This is a genomic window from Desulfarculaceae bacterium, assembly GCA_020444545.1.
Classification (GTDB): domain Bacteria; phylum Desulfobacterota; class Desulfarculia; order Desulfarculales; family Desulfarculaceae; genus Desulfoferula.
The window spans coordinates 665,847-683,892 of record JAHLKT010000001.1; the positions used below are offsets into that span (position 1 = coordinate 665,847).

The 18,046-nt window shown below is 68.4% G+C and carries 20 protein-coding genes; 9 read left to right on the top strand and 11 right to left on the bottom strand.

Translation table 11 applies throughout. From position 1 onward, the window contains the following. The first annotated feature begins 5 nt into the window (after nt 1-5). Nucleotides 6-317, top strand: coding sequence for a hypothetical protein (locus KQH53_03080; GenBank protein MCB2225636.1), 312 nt, complete (start codon nt 6-8; stop codon nt 315-317). 598 nt (nt 318-915) lie between these two features. Here the strand turns inward: KQH53_03080 and KQH53_03085 are convergent. The 7 genes from KQH53_03085 to KQH53_03115 all read right to left on the bottom strand — a co-directional run bounded on the left by KQH53_03085 (nt 916) and on the right by KQH53_03115 (nt 6,751). After that, nucleotides 916-1,497, bottom strand: a complete 582-nt coding sequence (locus tag KQH53_03085; GenBank protein ID MCB2225637.1) for a cob(I)yrinic acid a,c-diamide adenosyltransferase — start codon at nt 1,495-1,497, stop codon at nt 916-918. A gap of 109 nt (nt 1,498-1,606) precedes the next feature. Continuing rightward, nucleotides 1,607-2,701, bottom strand: a complete 1,095-nt coding sequence (arsB, locus tag KQH53_03090) for an ACR3 family arsenite efflux transporter (protein MCB2225638.1) — start codon at nt 2,699-2,701, stop codon at nt 1,607-1,609. A 28-nt stretch (nt 2,702-2,729) separates the two neighbouring features. Next, nucleotides 2,730-3,158: an arsenate reductase ArsC gene (locus tag KQH53_03095; GenBank protein MCB2225639.1), complete on the bottom strand. Its 429-nt coding sequence runs from the start codon at nt 3,156-3,158 to the stop codon at nt 2,730-2,732. Between the two features lie 93 nt (nt 3,159-3,251). Continuing rightward, a complete protein-coding gene (locus KQH53_03100) occupies nt 3,252-4,202 on the bottom strand; it encodes a GTP-binding protein (protein ID MCB2225640.1) in 951 nt (316 codons plus the stop codon). A 96-nt stretch (nt 4,203-4,298) separates the two neighbouring features. Continuing rightward, the gene (locus KQH53_03105; GenBank protein MCB2225641.1) at nt 4,299-4,655 is read right to left on the bottom strand and encodes a 4Fe-4S dicluster domain-containing protein; all 357 of its coding nucleotides are present in this window, start codon (nt 4,653-4,655) and stop codon (nt 4,299-4,301) included. A 12-nt stretch (nt 4,656-4,667) separates the two neighbouring features. After that, entirely contained in the window at nt 4,668-5,717 is a 1,050-nt protein-coding gene (locus KQH53_03110) for a hypothetical protein (GenBank protein ID MCB2225642.1), read from the bottom strand. A 164-nt stretch (nt 5,718-5,881) separates the two neighbouring features. Then, nucleotides 5,882-6,751, bottom strand: coding sequence for a sialate O-acetylesterase (locus KQH53_03115; protein ID MCB2225643.1), 870 nt, complete (start codon nt 6,749-6,751; stop codon nt 5,882-5,884). Between the two features lie 264 nt (nt 6,752-7,015). Between KQH53_03115 and KQH53_03120 the strand changes: the two genes are divergently transcribed. The 7 genes from KQH53_03120 to KQH53_03150 are packed head-to-tail and all read left to right on the top strand — an operon-like array spanning nt 7,016 to nt 12,991. Next, nucleotides 7,016-7,792 (top strand): DUF3450 domain-containing protein, encoded by a 777-nt coding sequence (locus KQH53_03120; protein ID MCB2225644.1) that lies wholly within the window; start codon nt 7,016-7,018, stop codon nt 7,790-7,792. Then, on the top strand, nt 7,792-9,180 hold the full coding sequence (locus KQH53_03125) for a DUF3450 family protein (GenBank protein MCB2225645.1): 1,389 nt from the start codon (nt 7,792-7,794) through the stop codon (nt 9,178-9,180). Before KQH53_03120 ends, KQH53_03125 begins: the two co-directional genes overlap by 1 nt. A 1-nt stretch (nt 9,181) precedes the next feature. After that, the gene (locus KQH53_03130) at nt 9,182-9,799 is read left to right on the top strand and encodes a MotA/TolQ/ExbB proton channel family protein (protein ID MCB2225646.1); all 618 of its coding nucleotides are present in this window, start codon (nt 9,182-9,184) and stop codon (nt 9,797-9,799) included. Beyond that, complete coding sequence (locus KQH53_03135) at nt 9,787-10,212, top strand: biopolymer transporter ExbD (GenBank protein ID MCB2225647.1); 426 nt, start codon at nt 9,787-9,789, stop codon at nt 10,210-10,212. Before KQH53_03130 ends, KQH53_03135 begins: the two co-directional genes overlap by 13 nt. Then, complete coding sequence (locus KQH53_03140; protein MCB2225648.1) at nt 10,209-10,868, top strand: TonB family protein; 660 nt, start codon at nt 10,209-10,211, stop codon at nt 10,866-10,868. Before KQH53_03135 ends, KQH53_03140 begins: the two co-directional genes overlap by 4 nt. After that, nucleotides 10,865-12,064, top strand: coding sequence for a tetratricopeptide repeat protein (locus KQH53_03145; protein ID MCB2225649.1), 1,200 nt, complete (start codon nt 10,865-10,867; stop codon nt 12,062-12,064). The genes KQH53_03140 and KQH53_03145 overlap by 4 nt, the downstream gene beginning before the upstream one ends. A gap of 12 nt (nt 12,065-12,076) precedes the next feature. Beyond that, complete coding sequence (locus tag KQH53_03150; protein ID MCB2225650.1) at nt 12,077-12,991, top strand: MBL fold metallo-hydrolase; 915 nt, start codon at nt 12,077-12,079, stop codon at nt 12,989-12,991. Here the strand turns inward: KQH53_03150 and KQH53_03155 are convergent. From KQH53_03155 to KQH53_03170, 4 genes are read right to left on the bottom strand one after another with little or no spacing between them, the layout of a single operon-like run. Next, nucleotides 12,984-14,030 (bottom strand): ABC transporter ATP-binding protein, encoded by a 1,047-nt coding sequence (locus tag KQH53_03155; protein MCB2225651.1) that lies wholly within the window; start codon nt 14,028-14,030, stop codon nt 12,984-12,986. The two genes, KQH53_03150 and KQH53_03155, sit on opposite strands and share 8 nt — an antisense overlap. A gap of 4 nt (nt 14,031-14,034) precedes the next feature. After that, entirely contained in the window at nt 14,035-14,853 is an 819-nt protein-coding gene (locus KQH53_03160) for a carbohydrate ABC transporter permease (protein ID MCB2225652.1), read from the bottom strand. Further along, the gene (locus KQH53_03165; protein ID MCB2225653.1) at nt 14,850-15,755 is read right to left on the bottom strand and encodes a sugar ABC transporter permease; all 906 of its coding nucleotides are present in this window, start codon (nt 15,753-15,755) and stop codon (nt 14,850-14,852) included. Before KQH53_03165 ends, KQH53_03160 begins: the two co-directional genes overlap by 4 nt. A 3-nt stretch (nt 15,756-15,758) precedes the next feature. Beyond that, nucleotides 15,759-17,048 carry an ABC transporter substrate-binding protein gene (locus KQH53_03170; GenBank protein MCB2225654.1) on the bottom strand — a complete coding sequence of 430 codons (1,290 nt, stop codon included), beginning with the start codon at nt 17,046-17,048 and terminating at the stop codon, nt 15,759-15,761. A 126-nt stretch (nt 17,049-17,174) separates the two neighbouring features. On the opposite strand from KQH53_03170, the gene KQH53_03175 reads away from it, so the two are divergent. Continuing rightward, nucleotides 17,175-17,504: an SCP2 sterol-binding domain-containing protein gene (locus tag KQH53_03175; protein MCB2225655.1), complete on the top strand. Its 330-nt coding sequence runs from the start codon at nt 17,175-17,177 to the stop codon at nt 17,502-17,504. Nucleotides 17,505-18,046 lie beyond the last annotated feature (542 nt).

Consider the following 18,046-nt stretch of genomic DNA (forward strand, 5'->3'; position numbering starts at 1 on the left):
CAACCATGACCGAGGTCGAGATCAACGCCGGAGCCTGTGGCTTCATAACCAAGGTGACCGCCGAGAAGAAGGGGGCTCGCGCGGTGGCCGTCAAGATCAGTTCGGACTGCGAGGCGGTGGAAAAGCTGGCCGCCGAGTTGACCGAGTTGGGCTGCGACGAGCTGCTGCGTCATCGTTTCGCGGAAGGGCCTTTGGCCGAGCTGGCCGCCCGGACGCTGAGGCACAACGCCTGCCCCGTGATCAGCGGGGTGCTCAAGGCGGCCGAGGTGGAGCTGGGGCTAAACGTGCCCCGGACCGCCAGCATCAAGTTCCTGTAGCCAAGCCAACCGTCTGAATCATCGCGGCCCCGGCGCCATGAGCGCGCCGGGGCCGCTTTGCGCTTTTAGGGGGGCAAGAAAAAAAGAAAAGCTCGCGGGCGGCTGGGAGCGAAAGGAGCACCCGCCAGCGGCCACCGCCCCGCCAAACCTCCTGTGCCTGCGGCACCCAGACAGCAAGCTGTCTGGGCCACCCAACAACCATGTTTTCCCAACCTATTTGCCGGTTCCGGGTCGTCTGCTGCCGGGCAGAGATTGCCGCGTCGCGGCCGGAGGCCGCTCCTCGCAATGACAAGGCTAGTTTTATTCTGGGAGGCACGGCCCAGCCAGAGGGCCGTTGAGGCGCGGCGAAACGCGATGCTGCAGCGGTTTGGCGACTGAGGCTATCAGTCAGGCGTATCACCAGCGGCGGTCGAGTGCGTCGGCGAGGCGTAGCTTTGGAGCGGTTCCGGAACTATCACCAAAATGCCCCGCCAGCGGGCCGCTGAGGCGCGGCGAAACCCGATGCTGCAGCGGTTTGGCGACTGAGGCGTATTGCTAAATACGCCGAAGGAGACAAAGCGCGAAGCGCGGGTTGCAGCCCGGCTCAGTGGGCCGCCCGCTAAAACTCGATGCCTTTGCGGGCCATATGCCCCTTGTAATAGGGATGCTTGACCTGGCGGAACTCGGTGACGTAGTCGGCCGCCTCCTGGATCACCGGCGAGGCGTCGATGCCGGTGAGCACCAGCTCCACGCTCCCCCTACAGCGCAGGATCAGGTTCAGAGCGCGCTCCACGCTGAGCACCTTGAACACCAGGGCCGAGAGAAGCTCGTCGCAGATGATCACCTCGGCCCCCTCCTTGGCCGCCCGCTGGGCGTACCACAGGGCCTCCTCGGCGTGCTCGTAGTGCTCCGCCTGGGGGCCCTTGGAGAGAATGAAGGGATGCTTGCCCGGGCAGCGGTAGATGATGTTCTCGGTGTTGGCCAGGATCTTCACCTCGGAAGAATCGCCGGACTTCATGAACTGCACGAAAAACACCCGGAGTCCCGCGGAGGCCGCCCGGATGGCCAGGCCCACGCTGCGGGTGGACTTGCCCACCCCCTGGCCGTAGCAGATATGGACCAGCCCCAGGCCGGGCCGTTGCACCAGGCCGTGGCGCTCGTCGGGGTAGTAGATGTGCTGCATGGTCGTGCGTTGGTTCAAGCTCGCGGCTCCCCGCCTAGGAGACAGATAGTCTACTTTGTATAGTCGAACTGCCGCCCCAGGGCAAGGGCTGCTTGCCGAGCGCGGCGGCCGGTGCGGGCGCTTTAGTTCAGGAGGGCTTGCAGCTCACGTGGCAGACCCCGGTGGGTGTGGCCAGCCGGTGGGGGAACCAGCGCCGCTGGATGTAGAGCGCCACGTTGACCAGCCCGATGAGCACCGGCACCTCCACCAGGGGGCCGATGACCGCGGCAAAGGCCTGGCCGCTGTCCAGGCCGAACACGGCCACGGCCACGGCGATGGCCAGCTCGAAGTTGTTGGAGGCGGCGGTGAAGCTCAGGGTGGCGGCCTGCTCATAGGTGGCCCTGGCCTTTAGCGACAGCCAGAAGCTCACCAGGAACATCACCACGAAGTAGATGCACAAGGGGATGGCCACCCGCACCACGTCCAGGGGCAAGGCCACGATGTACTCCCCCTTGAGGGAGAACATCACCAGGATGGTGAACAACAGGGCGATGAGGGTTATGGGGCTGATCTTGGGGATGAAGACTTCCTCATACCACTGGCGGCCCTTGAGCTTGAGGCCGACCACCCGGCTGATGATGCCGGCGATGAAGGGTATGCCCAGGTAAATGAACACGCTCTGGGCGATCTGGCCCATGGAGACCTCCACCGCCATGCCCTTTAGGCCCAGCCACTCGGGCAGCACGGTGATGAAGAACCAGGCGTAGAGCGAGAAGAAGAGCACCTGGAAGATGCTGTTGAAGGCCACCAGCCCGGCACAGTATTCGGTGTCGCCCCGGGCCAGGTCGTTCCACACGATAACCATGGCGATGCAGCGGGCCAGGCCGATGAGGATCAGGCCCACCATGTATTCCTGCTGCCCGGAGAGGAAGGCCACGGCCAGGGCGAACATCAGCACCGGGCCGATGACCCAGTTCTGCACCAGGGACAAAGCCAGCACCTTGGTGTTTTTGAACACCTTGCCCAGTTGCTCGTACTTCACCTTGGCCAGGGGCGGGTACATCATCAGGATCAGGCCGATGGCGATGGGCAGGTTGGTGGTGCCCACCGAGAAATGGTCTATGACCTGGCGGACCCCCGGAAACCCGTATCCCCAGGCCACGCCCACGGCCATGGCCAGGAATATCCACAGGGTAAGGAACCGGTCCAAAAAGGAAAGGCGCTTGGGAGGTGCCTGGGCCATGGGTTCTCTCCAGCTGGGGCGCCGGGCTTCAGCCCAGCTCGTCGATCAATTCGGCCACCGCGCCCTTGATCTGGTCGCGGATCCGGCGGGCGGCGGCCAGCTTTTCCTCGTGGCTGCCGCTTAGCCCGGCCGGGTCGGGGAAGGGCATGTGCAGCCGCTTGGTTATGCCCGGAAACAGGGGGCACTCGCTCTCGCGGGAATTTTCGCACACAGTGATCACCACCTCGAACACCCTGCCCTGGCGGAACAGCTCGAACACGCTGCGCGCCTGGTTCCCACTGATATCGATGCCCTCCTCGGCCATCACCTCCACGGCCAGAGGGTTGAGGGGGCCGGGCTCGAAACCGGCGCTCTCCACCGCGAAGCGCTCCCCGGCCATCTGCTTCATGTAGGCCTCCGCGATCTGGGAGCGCGCGCTGTTGTGGGTGCAGACGAACAAGACTTTTTTGCCGGGCATGGGGCTCCCTCCCTTATAAGGTTTGCCCCTATATTCTTACCGCCGGGGTCGGTTATGACCCGTGACAATTGAGCGTCAATTGCCTGGCCGGGTTCAGGCCTGGCAGTCCTCCAGGGGGCCCAGCACCGCCGCCTGGTCCAACCGCCAGCCCACCAGGGCCAGGCGGGTGGGGCCTTCGGCCTCCACGGGCTCGATCTGGGGCCGCCGGTAGGTGTAGTTGACCAAAAGCGGACCCTGGTCGCTGTTGACGAAACCCTTGACCCGGAACACCTCCCAGGGCAGGGAGGCCAGGTATTTCTCCAGGCAGGCCCGCGACAGGGGGGCGGGGTCTTCGTAGGAAAAGGCCACGAAGCCGTCCTCGATGCCGGGCAGGTGGCCCGGCCCCTGGGCCAGGGAGGTGATCTCCATGAGGTTGATGAGCCCGCCGAGCGTGCCCTGGCGCAGGCCCTTGCCCCCCGGCTCCAAGATCAGGCGCCGCTCCACCGCCGCGTGCACCACGGGCAGCACCACCGCCCCAGGGTTGAGCGCGGCCAGCTCGGCGGCCAGGGGCTCCACCTCCTCGGGGGGAATGGTGTCGGTCTTGTTCAAGAGCACCAGGTCGCCGGCCTTGATCTGGTTGTTGTAAAAGGGGCCGAACACCTCGCGCCGGGCGAACATCTCCGGCTCCACCAGACTGACCACCGAGCCCAGGGTCAGGGGCAGCTCCTTGGCCGCCTCCTCGATGGCCTTGATCATCTCGTTGGGGTCGGCCACGCCGGTGGCTTCCACCACGATGCGCTGGGGCGCGAAGTTGTTCACCACCTCGGCCAGGGTGCGCAAAAAGTCCACCCGCAGCTCGCAGCATATGCAGCCGGCCCTGAGCTCGCGCACCAGGGAGGAGAAGCCCTCCAGCAGCTCGCCGTCCAAGCCCATCTTGCCGAACTCGTTGACCAGGACGGCCAGGGATTCATCGGCGGGCTGCTGGGCCAACACCCTTTGCAGCAGGGTAGTCTTGCCCGCGCCCAAGAAGCCGCAGATCAGATGTATGGGAATGTCCTGGCTCATGTGTCGCCTCCGGGATGGGTGGGGTGACCCCGCCGGGGCGGTGTCACTTAATTATCTACCCGGAGAGAAGCCGGGGGGCAAAGGAATTCGGGCGAATCAGCAGCAGCCCGAGCTTTTGCGCGGGGGCGGGGCGTGGCCGATGCCGTCCAGGGGCAGGGGCTGGGCGGTGCGCGGCTCGGCCACGCAGCAGCATCCCCCGCCGGTGCGGCCCAGGGCGCTGTTGATCACCGCCTGGGCGCAGCCCACCCCGGCCTGCACGAACAGCGCTTCGGCGGGGCAGTTGATCATGCAGGCGCCGCATTCCATGCAGTCGTCGCGCCGGGCCACCACCACCCGCTTGTCCTTCAGCTCCAGCACGCCATGGGGGCAGACCTCCAGGCACAGACCGCAGCCCACGCACAGTTCGGGGTTGGCCCGAAGGGTGGCCACGCCTTTCAGATATTGCAGGGGCATCGCCAAAACCTCCTATGCGAAGAACAGGGCATAGAGCCACAGGCCCAGGCCCAGGGCCGCGGACGCGATCTGGATCGGCACCGCGCGGCGCATCTCCTTTTTCACCCCCGAAAGCGAGGTGTAGGTGGAGGCGCCGGTGAAGTTCATGGCCATGAAGGAGCTGAGCGCGGGCACGGCCAGGAACCAGGCCCAGAGCTCGGCCCCCGGCGGCCAGGCGGGCGCGGGCCAAACGGCCCAGAGCAGCAGGCAGACGGCCAGGCCGGGCCACAGGCCCTTGAGGGCAAAGGCCCGCCCGGGCAGCCAGGGCAAGAGCAGAGGCGGCAGCACCACCCCGGCCAGCAGAGCCAGGAGCATGGCGCCCACGGCGCGCAGCCCGGCCCCTCCCGCCCCGGCCCAGAAGCCAATGCCGCCGATCCAGCCGCCCAGCGCGGCCAGCAAGACCAGGGCGGGCAGCAGCCAGGCGTATATCTGGAGCGCGGCCGTCAGCTCCACCGGGATGAGCACCACCCGCTGATAGGTGGTGAAGCTCACCCGGCGCATGGCGGGCTGAGCCCGGTTGCCGGCGGCCAAAAAGGCGGGCAGGTCGGCGGCGAGCACCGGGCCGTAGACCACCCGGAAGCCGGTGTGGCGCTTGATCTCGTGGGCGGCCACCCCGGGCGCGGCCAGCTGGGGCAGGATGATCTTGCGGTGGCTCACCACCTGGTCCAAGTGGGCGGCCTCGACGCGCTTGATCAGCTCGGCGGTGCCCATGGTGCCCTTGCCCGCCGCGCACCACACGTTGATGCCATTGGTGTCGAGCACCAGAATCCAGGCGTCCAGGCCGGGGCAGGCGGCGCGCAGATGATCGAAGCTCAGCTTGTAGTTGGCCGAGGCCAACACCGGCGAATCCGGCCCGGGCGAGCCCAGGGCGTAGAGGCCGGGGGCCACGGTGTAGTCATGCCGCCCGATGCCCCAACGCACCTTTAAGGTGCCCAGGTGGTCGGCGGTGGTGAGGCGGCTATTTATCTGGGGAGCCGGACCGGAGGGGGTGTCCACCCGGCCGCGCACAAAGGGCTGGGCCATGGGGTCCCCGCCCGGGGACCCGCCGGAGCATCAGGTGGAGCCGCCGGCCGGGGCGGGCGCGGGGGTCAAAGGAGACAGGGCTTGGGGCTGACTGGTCATGCATCCTCCCGGGATGAGGGTAATTGTAATCACCCGGGAGATAATTTCCAGTAGCTGAATGGGATTTAAAGAGGCGAGCCGCCCACCCAGCGGTCGGCCACCGGGTCGGGCCGGGGGTCGCGGTGGATGAGCAGGCGGTACATGGCCTCGGCCATGCGGCGTCCCAGGAAGATCTGGCCAGAGGTGCTCAGGTGGATGCCGTCGGGCTTGAGCGCCAGGTCGTCGGAGCGCACCATGGCCACGTAGGGCAGACGCAGCTTGGCCTGCTTGGCCTTGAGCAGGTTCCAGTAGCGGTAGTCAGGGTCGCTCTTCAGGTTGCCGCCCAGGCGGCCCAGCTGGGCGAAGACCACCGGCAGCGTGGGGTCGCCCAGGTCGCGCCGCCAGGCGGCCACCAGGGCCGCGAAGCGCCGGGGCCAGGCCACCACCGCCGCCCGCGAGGCGGTGTCGCTCTCGCCCTGAAAAAACAGCACCCCGCGCACCCGGCCCCGCTTGGCCGCCTCCCCGGCCCGCCGGATGCTGGAGCCGTAGAGCGTCTTGGGGTTGGTGGAAGGGGCCCACATGGCGATGCCCGCGCCCCCCAGGGCGCAGGGGATGAGCCCCACGTGCACCGTGGGCATCAGCTCGCTGATGCGCTGGCCAAAGGAGGCGCCCGGCCCCACCCCGGGGGTCAGGTCCAGGGAGCAGAGGTCCTTCTGGCCCTGGGGGCTGTCCAGGGGCTCCTGGGGGCCGCTCCACTGGTAGGCGTTGTTGAAGTTGGCGATGCGCTCCCGGTTGGCCGGGAAGTTGTCGGGCAGTTGGTTCAGCTCGCCCCGGCCGGACATGTTGGACTGGCCGGCCAGGATGAAGATGAGCAGCTCGGGCGGCGTTTCATCGCGCCCGCAGGCCACAACCCCCAGGCACAGGCACAGCAAAAAAATGAGGCATAGTCGGGGCATGGCTACTCTCGGGTGCTTTTTCTTGACAAGCGCGGGATGATGTACCAATTATGACATGGCTGCGACGGCCAAACACCGCACCCGCCGCCCGGCCCGGCGCAAGCTGGGGCGACTGGGCGAAAAAAGGTATATATTATCAGCCAGAAGGCTGCTATTGGCGGCGGGCGGGCCGGGAAGCGAAACAAACCAGAATCAACCGTGGGATGAACCCCCAGCCCTGCCTCAGGGTGGGGGTTTGGCGTTTTTATGACCATGAGAAGACACATGAGCGATAATTGCCGCTTCCGCTGGCTGGGAGCCCTGCTCCTATGCTTCGCCTTGGCCTGCCTGGGGGCCGCGCCCCCGGCGTCACAGGTGCAACAACAGTCCCGCCAGGCGGTCGACGCGCGCCGTCAGGCCCAGAAGGCCGCCGATGCCTGGGCCGGGCCCAGGGCCAAGCTGGCCGACTCCATCGAGGCCACCGAAAAAGAGCTGAAATTGGTGAGCGCCCAGCGGGTCAAGGCCGAGACCTACCTGGCCGGGCAGCGGGCCAAGGTGGCCGAGCTGAAGCGCCGCCTGGCCGAGATGGCCCGCATCCGGGCCGAGCTGGAGCCCCTGTTGGACGCCAGCCTGGCCAAGCTGGACGCCTTCGTGGCCGCTGACCTGCCCTTCCTGGCCACCGAGCGCGCCTCGCGCCTCAAGGCCCTGGGCCAGACCCTGGGCGACTACGACGCCTCCCTGGCGGGCAAGGCGCGCCGCCTCTTGGAGGCCCTGGAGATCGAGGCCCGCTTCGGCTCCACCGTGTCGGTGGAGGAGGCCGAAATGGACCTTGGCGGAGCCCGGCGGCGGGTGCGCCTGCTGCGCCTGGGCCGCCTGGCCCTGTTCGCCCTGGAGCAGGGCGGGGGCGCGGCCTGGCGCTGGGACCGCGAGGCGCTGGCCTGGCAGCCCCAGGGCGAATACGCCCGCGAGCTGGAGCTGGCCGCCGAGATCGCCCAGCGCCGCCGGGTGGTGAGCCTGGTGGAGCTGCCGGTGGGCCTGGCCCCGGTTTTGGAGGCCAAGTAATGCGGCGGTTGCTATTCATCCTGAGCGCCGCGCTGCTTTTGGCCGCCGCCCCGGCCCTGGCCGCCGACTTCGACCAAGCGGCCAAGGACACCGCCGCTGACCTGGCCACGGCCAAGCAGGAGGCCGCCACCGCCCAGCAGAGCATCGCCCAGGAGAAGGCGGCCATGACCGCCAGGCTCAAGGAGCTGAGCGCCCGGCTGGCCGCCGAGAAAAAGGCCCTGGCCGCGGCCCGCGAGGGCCTGGCCCAAGCCAGCCGGGAAAAGGCCGAGCTGGGCCGCAAGCTGGCCGAGACCAGCGGCGACCTGAAGGAGCTGGCCGGCCACGTGCGGGCCGGGGCGCGGGAGCTCTTGGCCCTGGCCGAGCGCTCGCCCTCCACCGCTCAGAGCCCCGGCCGCCTGGAGGAGCTACGAGGCTATCTGAACAAGAGCCGCTTCCCGGGCCTCAGCGACATCTCGAAATTGCTGGACCTGTACTTCGCGGAGATGGCCGCCTCCGGCCAGATCGCGCGCTGGCGCGGGCCCCTGGTGGACCGCCAGGGACGTGAGGTCTCGGCGGACATCGTGCGCCTGGGCTCCTTCACCACCCTGTACAAGAGCGGCGACGAGCTGGGCTTCGCCACCCTGGGGCCGGCCTCGGGGCGTCTGCTGGCCGCCGGCGGCGATCCCTCCTGGCTCTTGGGCCGGGACATCACGGCCTATTTGGACCGCCAGAGCCCGGCCGCGCCCATGGACATCAGCGGCGGCGCGGCCCTCAGGCAGCTTAGCCGCTCCGAGACCGCCTGGGAGCGCCTGCAGGCCGGCGGGCCCCTGGTGTGGCCCATCCTGGCCGTGGCCCTGGCCGCGCTTATCCTGATCATCGAGCGGCTGTTTTTCCTGCGCCGGGTGCGGGCCAACACCGACCAGATGATGGCCTCGGTGGCCGAGGAGGTGGCCAAGGGCGACTTCGCCGCCGCCCTGGAGGAGGTGGAGAAGCAGCCCGGCCGCCCCACCAGCAACGTGCTCGCCGCCGGTCTGGCCCACCGGGGCCAGGCCGCCGATGTGATCGACGCGGGGCTTTCCGAGGCCATGCTGCGGGAGCTGCCCCGTTTGGAGCGCTTCCTTACGACCCTCAAGGTGCTGGCCGCCGTGGCCCCCTTGCTGGGCCTGTTGGGCACGGTCACCGGCATGATCAACACCTTCCAGGTGATCACCGTGTTCGGGGCGGGCGATCCGCGCCTCATGGCCGGGGGCATCTCCGAGGCGCTGATCACCACTCAGCTGGGCCTGGCCGTGGCCATCCCCATCCTCATCGCCTCGGCCCTGTTGGGCCGCCGGGTCAGCCGCCTGGCCGGGGACATGGAAGAGAAGGCGGTGGCCCTGGCCGCGGCCCTGATCAAGGCGGAGCACTAGGATGCACCTGCTGGACACGGCGTGGCAGTTCTTCCTGGCCGGGGGGCCGGTGATGTGGCCCCTGCTGGTCTTGTCCCTGTGGCTGTGGGCCCTGATGCTCTACAAGTTCCTGTGGGTGGCCCGGGTGCGCCGCGAGGGCCTGGAGCTGGACGACGCGGTGGAGGACCTGCTGCGCGGCCACGCGCCCCCCGTGGCCGGGCCCAAGAGCGCGGCCCTGGCCCACTTCATGTCCCTGCCCGGCCGCGAGCCCCGGGTGGACACCCGCCTCTGGGAGGCCTCGGTGCGCCGCCAGGAGCCGGGCCTGTGGCGTCACGTGGAGTCCATCCTGGTGTTGGCCTCGGTGGCCCCGCTGCTGGGCCTGCTGGGCACGGTTAGCGGCATGATCGAGACCTTCGCGGTGATCGGCCAGTACGGCACGGGCAACGCTCAGGCCATGGCCGGGGGCATCCGCGAGGCGCTGGTGACCACCGAGACCGGCCTACTTATTGCCATCCCCGGCATCTTCGCGGGCTGGGTGCTCAAGCGCCAGGTGCGTAAATTGCAGCAAGGCTTGCTCAGTTTCTCCGGGGCGCTGCACAACTGGCTTAAATCGCGGGAGGAGGCGGCATGGTCCATCTGAGGAGCCGCCTGGGCGGCTTGGAGAGCGGGGCTTCCGAGCCCGAGATCAACATGGCCCCGCTCATCGACATGGTATTCATCCTGCTCATCTTCTTTTTGGTGACCACCACCTTTGTGCGCGAGTCAGGGGTGGAGGTGCAGCGGCCCACCGCGGCCACCGCCGCGGCCAAGGAAAAGGGCGCCCTCATCGTGGGCGTGGCCGCCGACGGGCGCATCTACGTGGAGCGCCGCCAGGTGGACCTGCGCAGCGTGCGCGGCCTGGTGGAGCGCTTTTTGGCCGAAGACCCGGCCGGCGCGGTGATCATCGCGGCGGACAAGGCCACCCCCACTGGCGCCACGGTGGCCGTGTTGGACCAGGCCCGCCTGGCCGGAGCCAAGGACGTGGCCGTGGCCGCCCGGAGGCCGGGGAATTGAGCGCCGCTTCCCTGGAACACCGCCCGCCGCGCCTGGGATGGCTTTTGTCCCTGGTGGGCGCGCTCATGATCAACGGGGTCATCTTCGGGGCCGCCTCCTGGTTGCTCTCGGACCAGCCCCAACGCCCCAGCCTGGATGCGATACAGATCAGCGCCTTCTTGCCCCTGCCCCCGCCCCCGCCCCCCGAGGTGGAGCAAGAGCCGCCCCCTCCGCCGCCTCCGCCCAAGATAACCAAGCTAAAGCCCCTGCAAGCCAGCCACGTGGCCACCCTCCAGCCCCAGATGGAGACGCCGCGCCTGGACCTGGAGCTGAACCCGCGCCTGGCCCTGGGCCCGGCCATCGCCGCGCCCGGCCCGGCCCGCTACACCCTGGGCCAGGTGGACCGCGCACCCCTGGCCCAAGGGCAGGCCCCCCCGCCCTATCCCTATCTGGCCCGGCGGCGGGGCATCAGCGGCGCGGTGACGGTGCGCTTTTTGGTTGATAAGCATGGCGGGGTGAGCCATCTGGAGGTGCTGAAGGCCGAGCCTCCCGGCGTGTTCGAGGAGACGGTGCTCAGGACCGTGGGCCGCTGGCGTTTCGCGCCCGGGGTCAAGGACGGCGAGGCGGTGGAGACCTGGGTGGAGACCACCATCCGTTTCAAGCTGGAGGGACGATGAGGCGCGCTCTGGTCATAGCCTCGCTGCTCGTCTGCCTGGCCGCCGGGGTGGCCGGGGCGGCGGACAAGTGCCCGCCCCAGCCGCGCATGATCCGCTCCTTGCAGGCGGCCCTGCACCAGGCCCAGCAGCTCATTGAAAAAAAGAAGCCCTCCGAGGCCGCCGCCCGCCTGGCCGATTATGCCAAGGGCCGGGACGAGGTCCATCCCCAGCTAAGCTTCCTGCAAGGGGTGCTGGCCTATCAGGCCAAGCAGCGCGACCAGGCGGGGCGCTTCTTCGCGGCGGCGGTCAAGGCCGATCCCTGCTTTCAGGCGGCGCTGAGAAACCTGGCCGTGGTGCGCTTCGAGCAGGAGCGCCCGGCCGAGGCGGCCGCTCTGGCCCTTCGGGCCTTCGAGCTGAGCAAACCGCCGCAGTACGAGTTGCTCTACGAGGCGGCGGTGTTCCACTTGAGCGCCAAGCAGCCGGCCCAGGCCCGGCCCCTGCTGGAGCGCCTGGCCGCGCGGCCCAAGCCCAAGAAGGCCTGGCTCACCGCCCTGACCCACGCCTATCTTGAGCTGAAAAAGCCCCGCAAGGCCGAGGTGGTGGTGAAGCGCCTGCTGGCCGGGTGGCCGGGGGACGCCTCCCTTTGGCGCCTGGCCGCCAGCCTGGCCACCCAGCGCCAGGACTATGCCACCGCCGCCGCCGACCTGGCCGTGGCCTATCGCCTGGAGCCGCCCGCGCCCGAGGGCTGGCACCGCCTGAGCGAGCTCTACCGCGCTGCCGGGGCGCCCTTGACGGCGGCCCGCTATTATCAAAAGTTCCTGGGCGACAAGAAACCCAGCGCCAAGGAGCTGGACCGCCTGGCCCAGCTATGTCAGCATGGCCACGACCTGGCCGGGGCCCGCGCCTGGGCCGAGAAGGCGGCGCAGGCCCGGCCCACGGCCAAGCGCTGGACTCGGGTGGGGCGCATCGCCATGGCGCAGAAGGACTATGCCGCCGCGCGGGCGGCCTATGCCGCCGCCGCCAAGCTGAAGAGCCGGGGCGGGCGCAACTGGCTCATGGCCGGGTATGCCGCCTGGCAGGGCGAGAAGCTAAAGCAGGCGGCCAACGATTTCGCCAAGGCCCTGGACGCGGCCAAGGCCAAGAGCAGCACCGCCAAGGAGGCCGCCAAGGGCCTGAAGGCGGTGCGCCAGATGATTCAGCAAAGGGAGCAGGGCTAGGAGGAAAGCAGCATGAGCCACCAACCCCAAGGCCCCGTGCGCCTGGCCGAGAACTTCTACCGCCTGGGCCACGAAGCCACCCCGGTATTTCTCTGGGACGGTCCGGAGCCGGTGCTGTTCGATGCGGGCTTCACCTGCCTGACCCCCTACTACCTGGCCGACGCCAAGGCGGTGCTGGGCGGCCGCGCCCCGGCCTGGCTCCTGATGAGCCACGTGCACTTCGACCACTGCGGCGCGGCGGGCTACTTCCAGGAGGAGTGGCCGGAGATAAAGATCGCGGCCGCGCCCAAGGCGGCCAAGATCATCGAGCGGCCCAACGCCATCAAGCTGATCACCAGCCTGAACCAGTCCACCACCACGGCCCTGAGAAAGCTGCGCCACCAACAGGTGAGCGACGAGCCCTTCAAGCCCTTCACCATGGCCCGCACCCTGGACGAGGGCGACGCCCTGGAGCTGGCCGGCGGCCACCGGGTGGAGGTGTTGGCCACGCCGGGGCACACCTGGGACTCGCTGAGCTTCTACCTTCCCGCGATCAAGACCCTGATCGCCTCCGAGGCGGTGAGCACCCAAGCGCCGGAAGGCTACATTGTCAGCGAGTTTCTGGTGAGCTACGCGGCCTACGTGGAGAGTATGCGCCGCCTGGCCAGGCTGGAGGTGGAGCTGCTCTGTCAGGGGCACCACATGGTGCACCACGGCGAGGCGGCCCGCCAATACGCCCTGCGCTGCATCGCGGCGGCCGAGCAGTTCAAGGACTGGGTGCTGCGCCTGCTGGAGCAGGAGAACGGCGACCAGGCCAAGGTGGTTGAGCTGGTCAAACAGGGCGAATACGACCACCGGCCCGAGCCCAAGCAGCCCTTGCCTGCCTACATGCTCAATTTGGAAGCCAGGGTGGCTTGCCTGGCGGCTGAGTTCAATCAGCCTAGTTGATGCGCTGATCTTCCCTGAATAGATGGGGCCTGGCCGAGGCCGGGTCCAGGGTGACGGCCTCTCCCGGCTCGGCCGCGAAGTCCGCCGGGGCGGTGGCCGTGAAGCGGGCCTCGCCCGAGGCCAGGTGCAGCACGCTCTGGCCGCCCACCCGCTCGATGAGCTCCAGGGAGCCGGTGAGAGCGCCGCCTTCCACCGGGCTCAGCTCCTCTGGCCGTAGGCCCAGCAGCGCCGGGCCGGGCTGCAAGCCGCCCTCCAAGGGCAAATGAAACTCCGGAGCCGCACAGACGAACTCGCGCCCCGCGATCTCCCCCGCGAAGAAGTTCATGGGCGGGAAGCCCAGGAAGCCGGCCACGAAGCGGTTGGCCGGGCGCTGGTATATCTCGGTGGGCCCGCCGATCTGCCGCACCCGGCCCGCCTCCAGCACCACGATCACATCGCCCAAGGTGAGGGCCTCGGTCTGGTCGTGGGTCACGTAGAGCATGGTGGTGCCCAGGCGGCGGTGCAAACGGGCCAGCTCCAGGCGCATCTCGCCGCGCAGTTGGGCGTCGAGGTTGGACAGGGGCTCGTCGAAAAGAAACAGGGCGGGCTCGCGCACGATGGCCCGGCCGATGGCCACCCGCTGGCGCTGGCCGCCGGAGAGCTGGCCCGGCTTCTTGCCCAAAAAGCGCTCGATGCCCAATAGGCGCGCCGCCTGGCGCACCTTGTTGGCGATCTCGGCCTTGGGCTCGCCGCGCATACGCAAAGGGAAGGCCAGGTTGCCGAACACGTCGAGGTGGGGGTACAGGGCGTAGCTCTGGAAGACCATGGCCACGTCGCGCTCCTTGGGGGCCAGCCCGGCCAGGGGGCGTCCCTCCAGGGTGATGGCGCCGTGGTCCGGCTCCTCCAGCCCGGCCACCAGGCGCAGGATGGTGCTCTTGCCGCAGCCCGAGGGGCCCAAGAGCACGGCCAGCTCGCCCCGCTCCACCGCGAAGGACACCTGACTCAGCACCTGCTCGCTGCCGAAGGACTTGCTTAAGGCTTCTATTTGCAGGCCGGACATGGCTTCATCCCTTGATGGCCCCGGCGCTCAGGCCGCTGACAATGCGCCGCTGAAAGAGGAAGACCAGCAGCACCAGGGGCACCGTGGCCACGGTGGAGGCGGCGGCTATCTCGCCCCAGGGCATGGTGAACTGCCCCTGGAACAGGGCGATGCCCACGGGCAGGGTCTGCACCGAGCGTCGGGTCATGATGAGTAGCGCGAAGAAAAACTCGTTCCAGGCGTAGATGAACACCAGGATGGCCGCGGTGAACATCCCCGGCCCGGCCAGGGGCAGCACCACCCTGACCAGCGCGCCCAAACGGCCGCAGCCGTCCAGGAGCGCCGCTTCTTCCAGCTCGCGGGGCAGCTCGGAGAAGTAGGAGGTGAGTATCCACACCGCCAGGGGCAGGGTCAGGGTGACGTAGGGGATGATCAGGCCCAAATGGCTGTTCAAAAGCCCGGCGGCCTGGAGCATGCGCCAGATGGGCCCGGCCAGGGAGATCTGGGGAAACATGGAGACCAGGAGCAGCGCGCCCATGAGCCAGGGCCGCCCGGGCAGGCGCAGCCGGGCCAGGGCGTAGGCCGCGCCGGTGCCCAGGGCCAGGCTGATGATGGTGGTGCCGCCGGCCACCACCAGGCTATTGAGCACGAAATGCAGCAGCCCGAAGCGGCTCAGGGCCGAGCGGTAGAACTCCAGGCCGCCGGAGGGCCAGAGCACCGGCGGGATGGCGGTGACCTGGGCGGCGCTCTTGAAGCTGGTGAGCACCAGCCAGGCAAAGGGCGCCAGGGACAGGGCGCAGATCACCCCGGCGGCCAGGGCCCAGGGCCAGGCGCGCCGCTTCATGCCGCCTCTCCCTTGAGGAGCCGCCGCCCCACCAGGCGCAGATAGACCAACGACACGGCCAACACGATGATGAAGACCATCACGCTCACCGCCGAGCCGTAGCCCAGGAAGCCCTCGGCGAACATGGCCTTGTAGCCGTAGTACTGCAACACGTTGGTGGCATTGGCCGGGCCGCCCTGGGTCATCACGAACACCAGGTCGAAGACCCGGAAGGCGTCCATGGTGCGGAAGACCAGGGCCACGGCCAGGGCGGGCAGCACCAGGGGCAGGGTGAGGTGGCGGAAACGCTGCCAGGGCCCGGCCCCGTCCAGGGCGGCAGCCTCGTGGAGCTCGCGGGGGATGGTCTGCAAGCCGGCCAGCACGATGAGCGTGGCAAAGGCGCTGGTCTTCCACACGTCGGCCAGGATGATCGCCGCCAGGGCCCAGCCCGGCGAGGCCAGCCAGGCCTGGTAGGCGCTCACGTCATTGCCGAAAACCAGCCAGTTCAAAAGGCCGTAGCGGTCGTTCAATATGAAGCGCCACATCTGCGAAGCCACTACCGTGGGGATTGCCCAGGGCACCAGCACCGCCGCCCGCACCAGGCCGCGCCCCCGAAAGCTCTTGTCCAGGGCCAGGGCCATGAGGGTGCCCAGGCCCACCTCCAACAGGGTGCTGACCGCCACGAAGATGAGAGTGATGCCCGCCGAGTGGCGCGCGGCCGGCTCGCCCAGCAGCCGGGCGTAGTTCTCCAGGCCCACGAAGGGCGCGCCCAGGCCGGGCAGGCTTAGGATGATGCGGTGCAGGCTGAGCACCATGGAGTAGACGATGGGCCAGAAGGCAAAAGCGCAGACCACGGCCAGGCAAGGCAGCAGCAGGCCCCAGGCCAGGAGCCTTTCGCCGCGGGGCCGGGCCAGGGCGGCCATGGGCTAATCCTCCTTGGCCAGCCCCAGCAGGCGGTTTATCTCGGCGTCCCCGGCCTCGGCTAGCAGGGGCAGGTCGGAATCCTCGTCGCTGATGGCCCGGTGGAAAAACACCTGCAAGGCCTGGCTTAGCGCCGGGTAGAGCGGGGAGCGGGGGCGGGAGCGGGCGTTGGCCAGCATGGGGGCGAATTGCTTGAACTGGGGATGAGCCTTGAGCACCCAGGGGTCGTCGTAGAGGGCGCGCCGGGCCGGGGCCAGGCCTTCCTCCAGCACCAGGCGGCGCTGCACCTGCTCACTGCAAAGGAACTTGATCAGCTTGAAGGCCTTTTCCGGCTTGGTGGAAAAGGCGCTGAGCCCCACCAGCCAGCCTCCCAGGCAGGATGCGGCCTTGCCGTCGCTGAAGCGGGGCAGCGGGGCCAGGCCCACCTTGCCCGCCACCTGGGAGCGGGCCGGGTCGTTGAGGATGGGCCAGGCGTAGAACCAGTCGCGCATGAACACCGCCCCTCCCTGGGCGAAGACCTCCAGGCTCTCGGGCTCCTGGTAGGCCAGCACCCCGCGCGGGGCCGCCTTGCCGATGAGCGCGTCGCGCACGAAACGCACCGCGCGCATATCCCGCGGCTGGCTGAGCCCTCCGCCCGCGCCGCCGGGCAACAGGGCGCGGCCCCCGGCGGCCCAGATAAACTCCATCATGTTGCAGACCAGGCCCTCGTACTGCTTGAACTGGCCCACGTAGCCGGCCAGCTCCTGGTCGCGTTGGTGGGCCTTGATCAGCTTGGCCTGACTGACCAGCTGGGGCCAGGTCCGGGGCGGCTTGAAGCGCAGGTGGTCCAGGAGGTCCTTGCGATAGTAGAGCGCGCCCGCGCTGACGTAGAGCGGCGCGGCGTAGAGACGGCCCCGCCAGGAAGCGGCCTCCAAAGCGGCGGGTAAAAAACGCTCCCGCTCGGAGCGGGGCAGCATTTGGTCCAGGGGCAGGGCCCAGCCGGCCGAGGCGAACTCCGGCGGCCAGATCACGTCCATGAGGAACACGTCCACCCCGGTGGAGCGGTTCTTCAGCTTCTGGGTGAGCAGGTCATGATAGGCGGTGGAGGAGTGAGGGCCGATCTCCAGGGCCACCTTGAGGGGCGGGTGCAGCTGTTCGAACTTCTCGGCCAGGCGCCTCCACAGGCCGGGGTTGTTGAACTTCCAGGCCACCAGGTGGATGGTGTTGGGGTCTTCGGGCGCGCCGCCGCACCCGGCCGCCAGACCGAGCATGAGCAGGGCAGCGCTCAGGGCCCATATGGTAAGCCATCTCCGCACGGCCTCATCATAGCAAGGCCTCGTCCCGGGCACAAACTTACTCTGGACGGGACCGGGCGGCGCGTTTAAAATGAACCATGATTCATTAGTCGCCGCCGCGCGACCATTTTTGGCAAGGAGCCGAGCATGATGCCCACCACGGTGCAGCAAGTTTTCGACATGATGCCGGGCGCCTTCCGGGCCGACAAGGCCCAGGGCCTGGATTTGGTGTTCCAGTTCCACATCACCGGCGACGAGTCCGGCGACTGGGTGGTGCGGGTAAAGGACGGGACCTGCGCGGTGGATACGGGCACGGTGGAGGAGTACACCGCCAGCATGACCCTCAAGGACAAGAACTGGCTCAAGCTGGTGACCGGCAAGCTGAACCCGGCCATGGCCCTGATGACCGGCAAGCTGAAGATCGGCGGGGATATGATGGCGGCGCAGAAGTTCGGGAGTTTGTTCAAGCTGGGATAAGGGGCGGCTTCGTCGGGCCGTTTCTTGCCGCCGCGCGGCAGCGCGGCGGCCCCGATAGCAGAGCTATCGGGGGCAACAGAACAGGTAAAATCTCTTGGTGTAGGGGCGGGGTTTATCCCCGCCCTTTTGTATAGCCGGCGGCTCTGGGCGGGGATGAATCCCGCCCCTACATTGGCCGCGTCGAAAACAAAATTTGTCATTGCGGGCGAAGCGAAGCAATCTCTGCTTGCAAGAGGCGACGCCGCCCCCACGATGCCGCCAGTCAATGGCGTGGCCGTCCGCCGGACCTCTTGTCGCTTCGCGACCCAGACAGCAAGCTGTCTGGGCCACCCAGGCATTCCCTTTTTCCCAACCTCTTTTCAGATTCCGAGGCCGCCTGCTAGCGAACAGAGATTGCCGGGGCTGCGGCCAAGAGGCCGCTCCTGGCAATGACACCCTTGTTAAATCAGCTGATGCCTTGTTGGCCCCGATAGCTTTGCTATCGGGGCCGCCGACCGTAGGGAGGCGGCAAGAAATCCGGGGGAGATTTCTTGTTGCCTCGC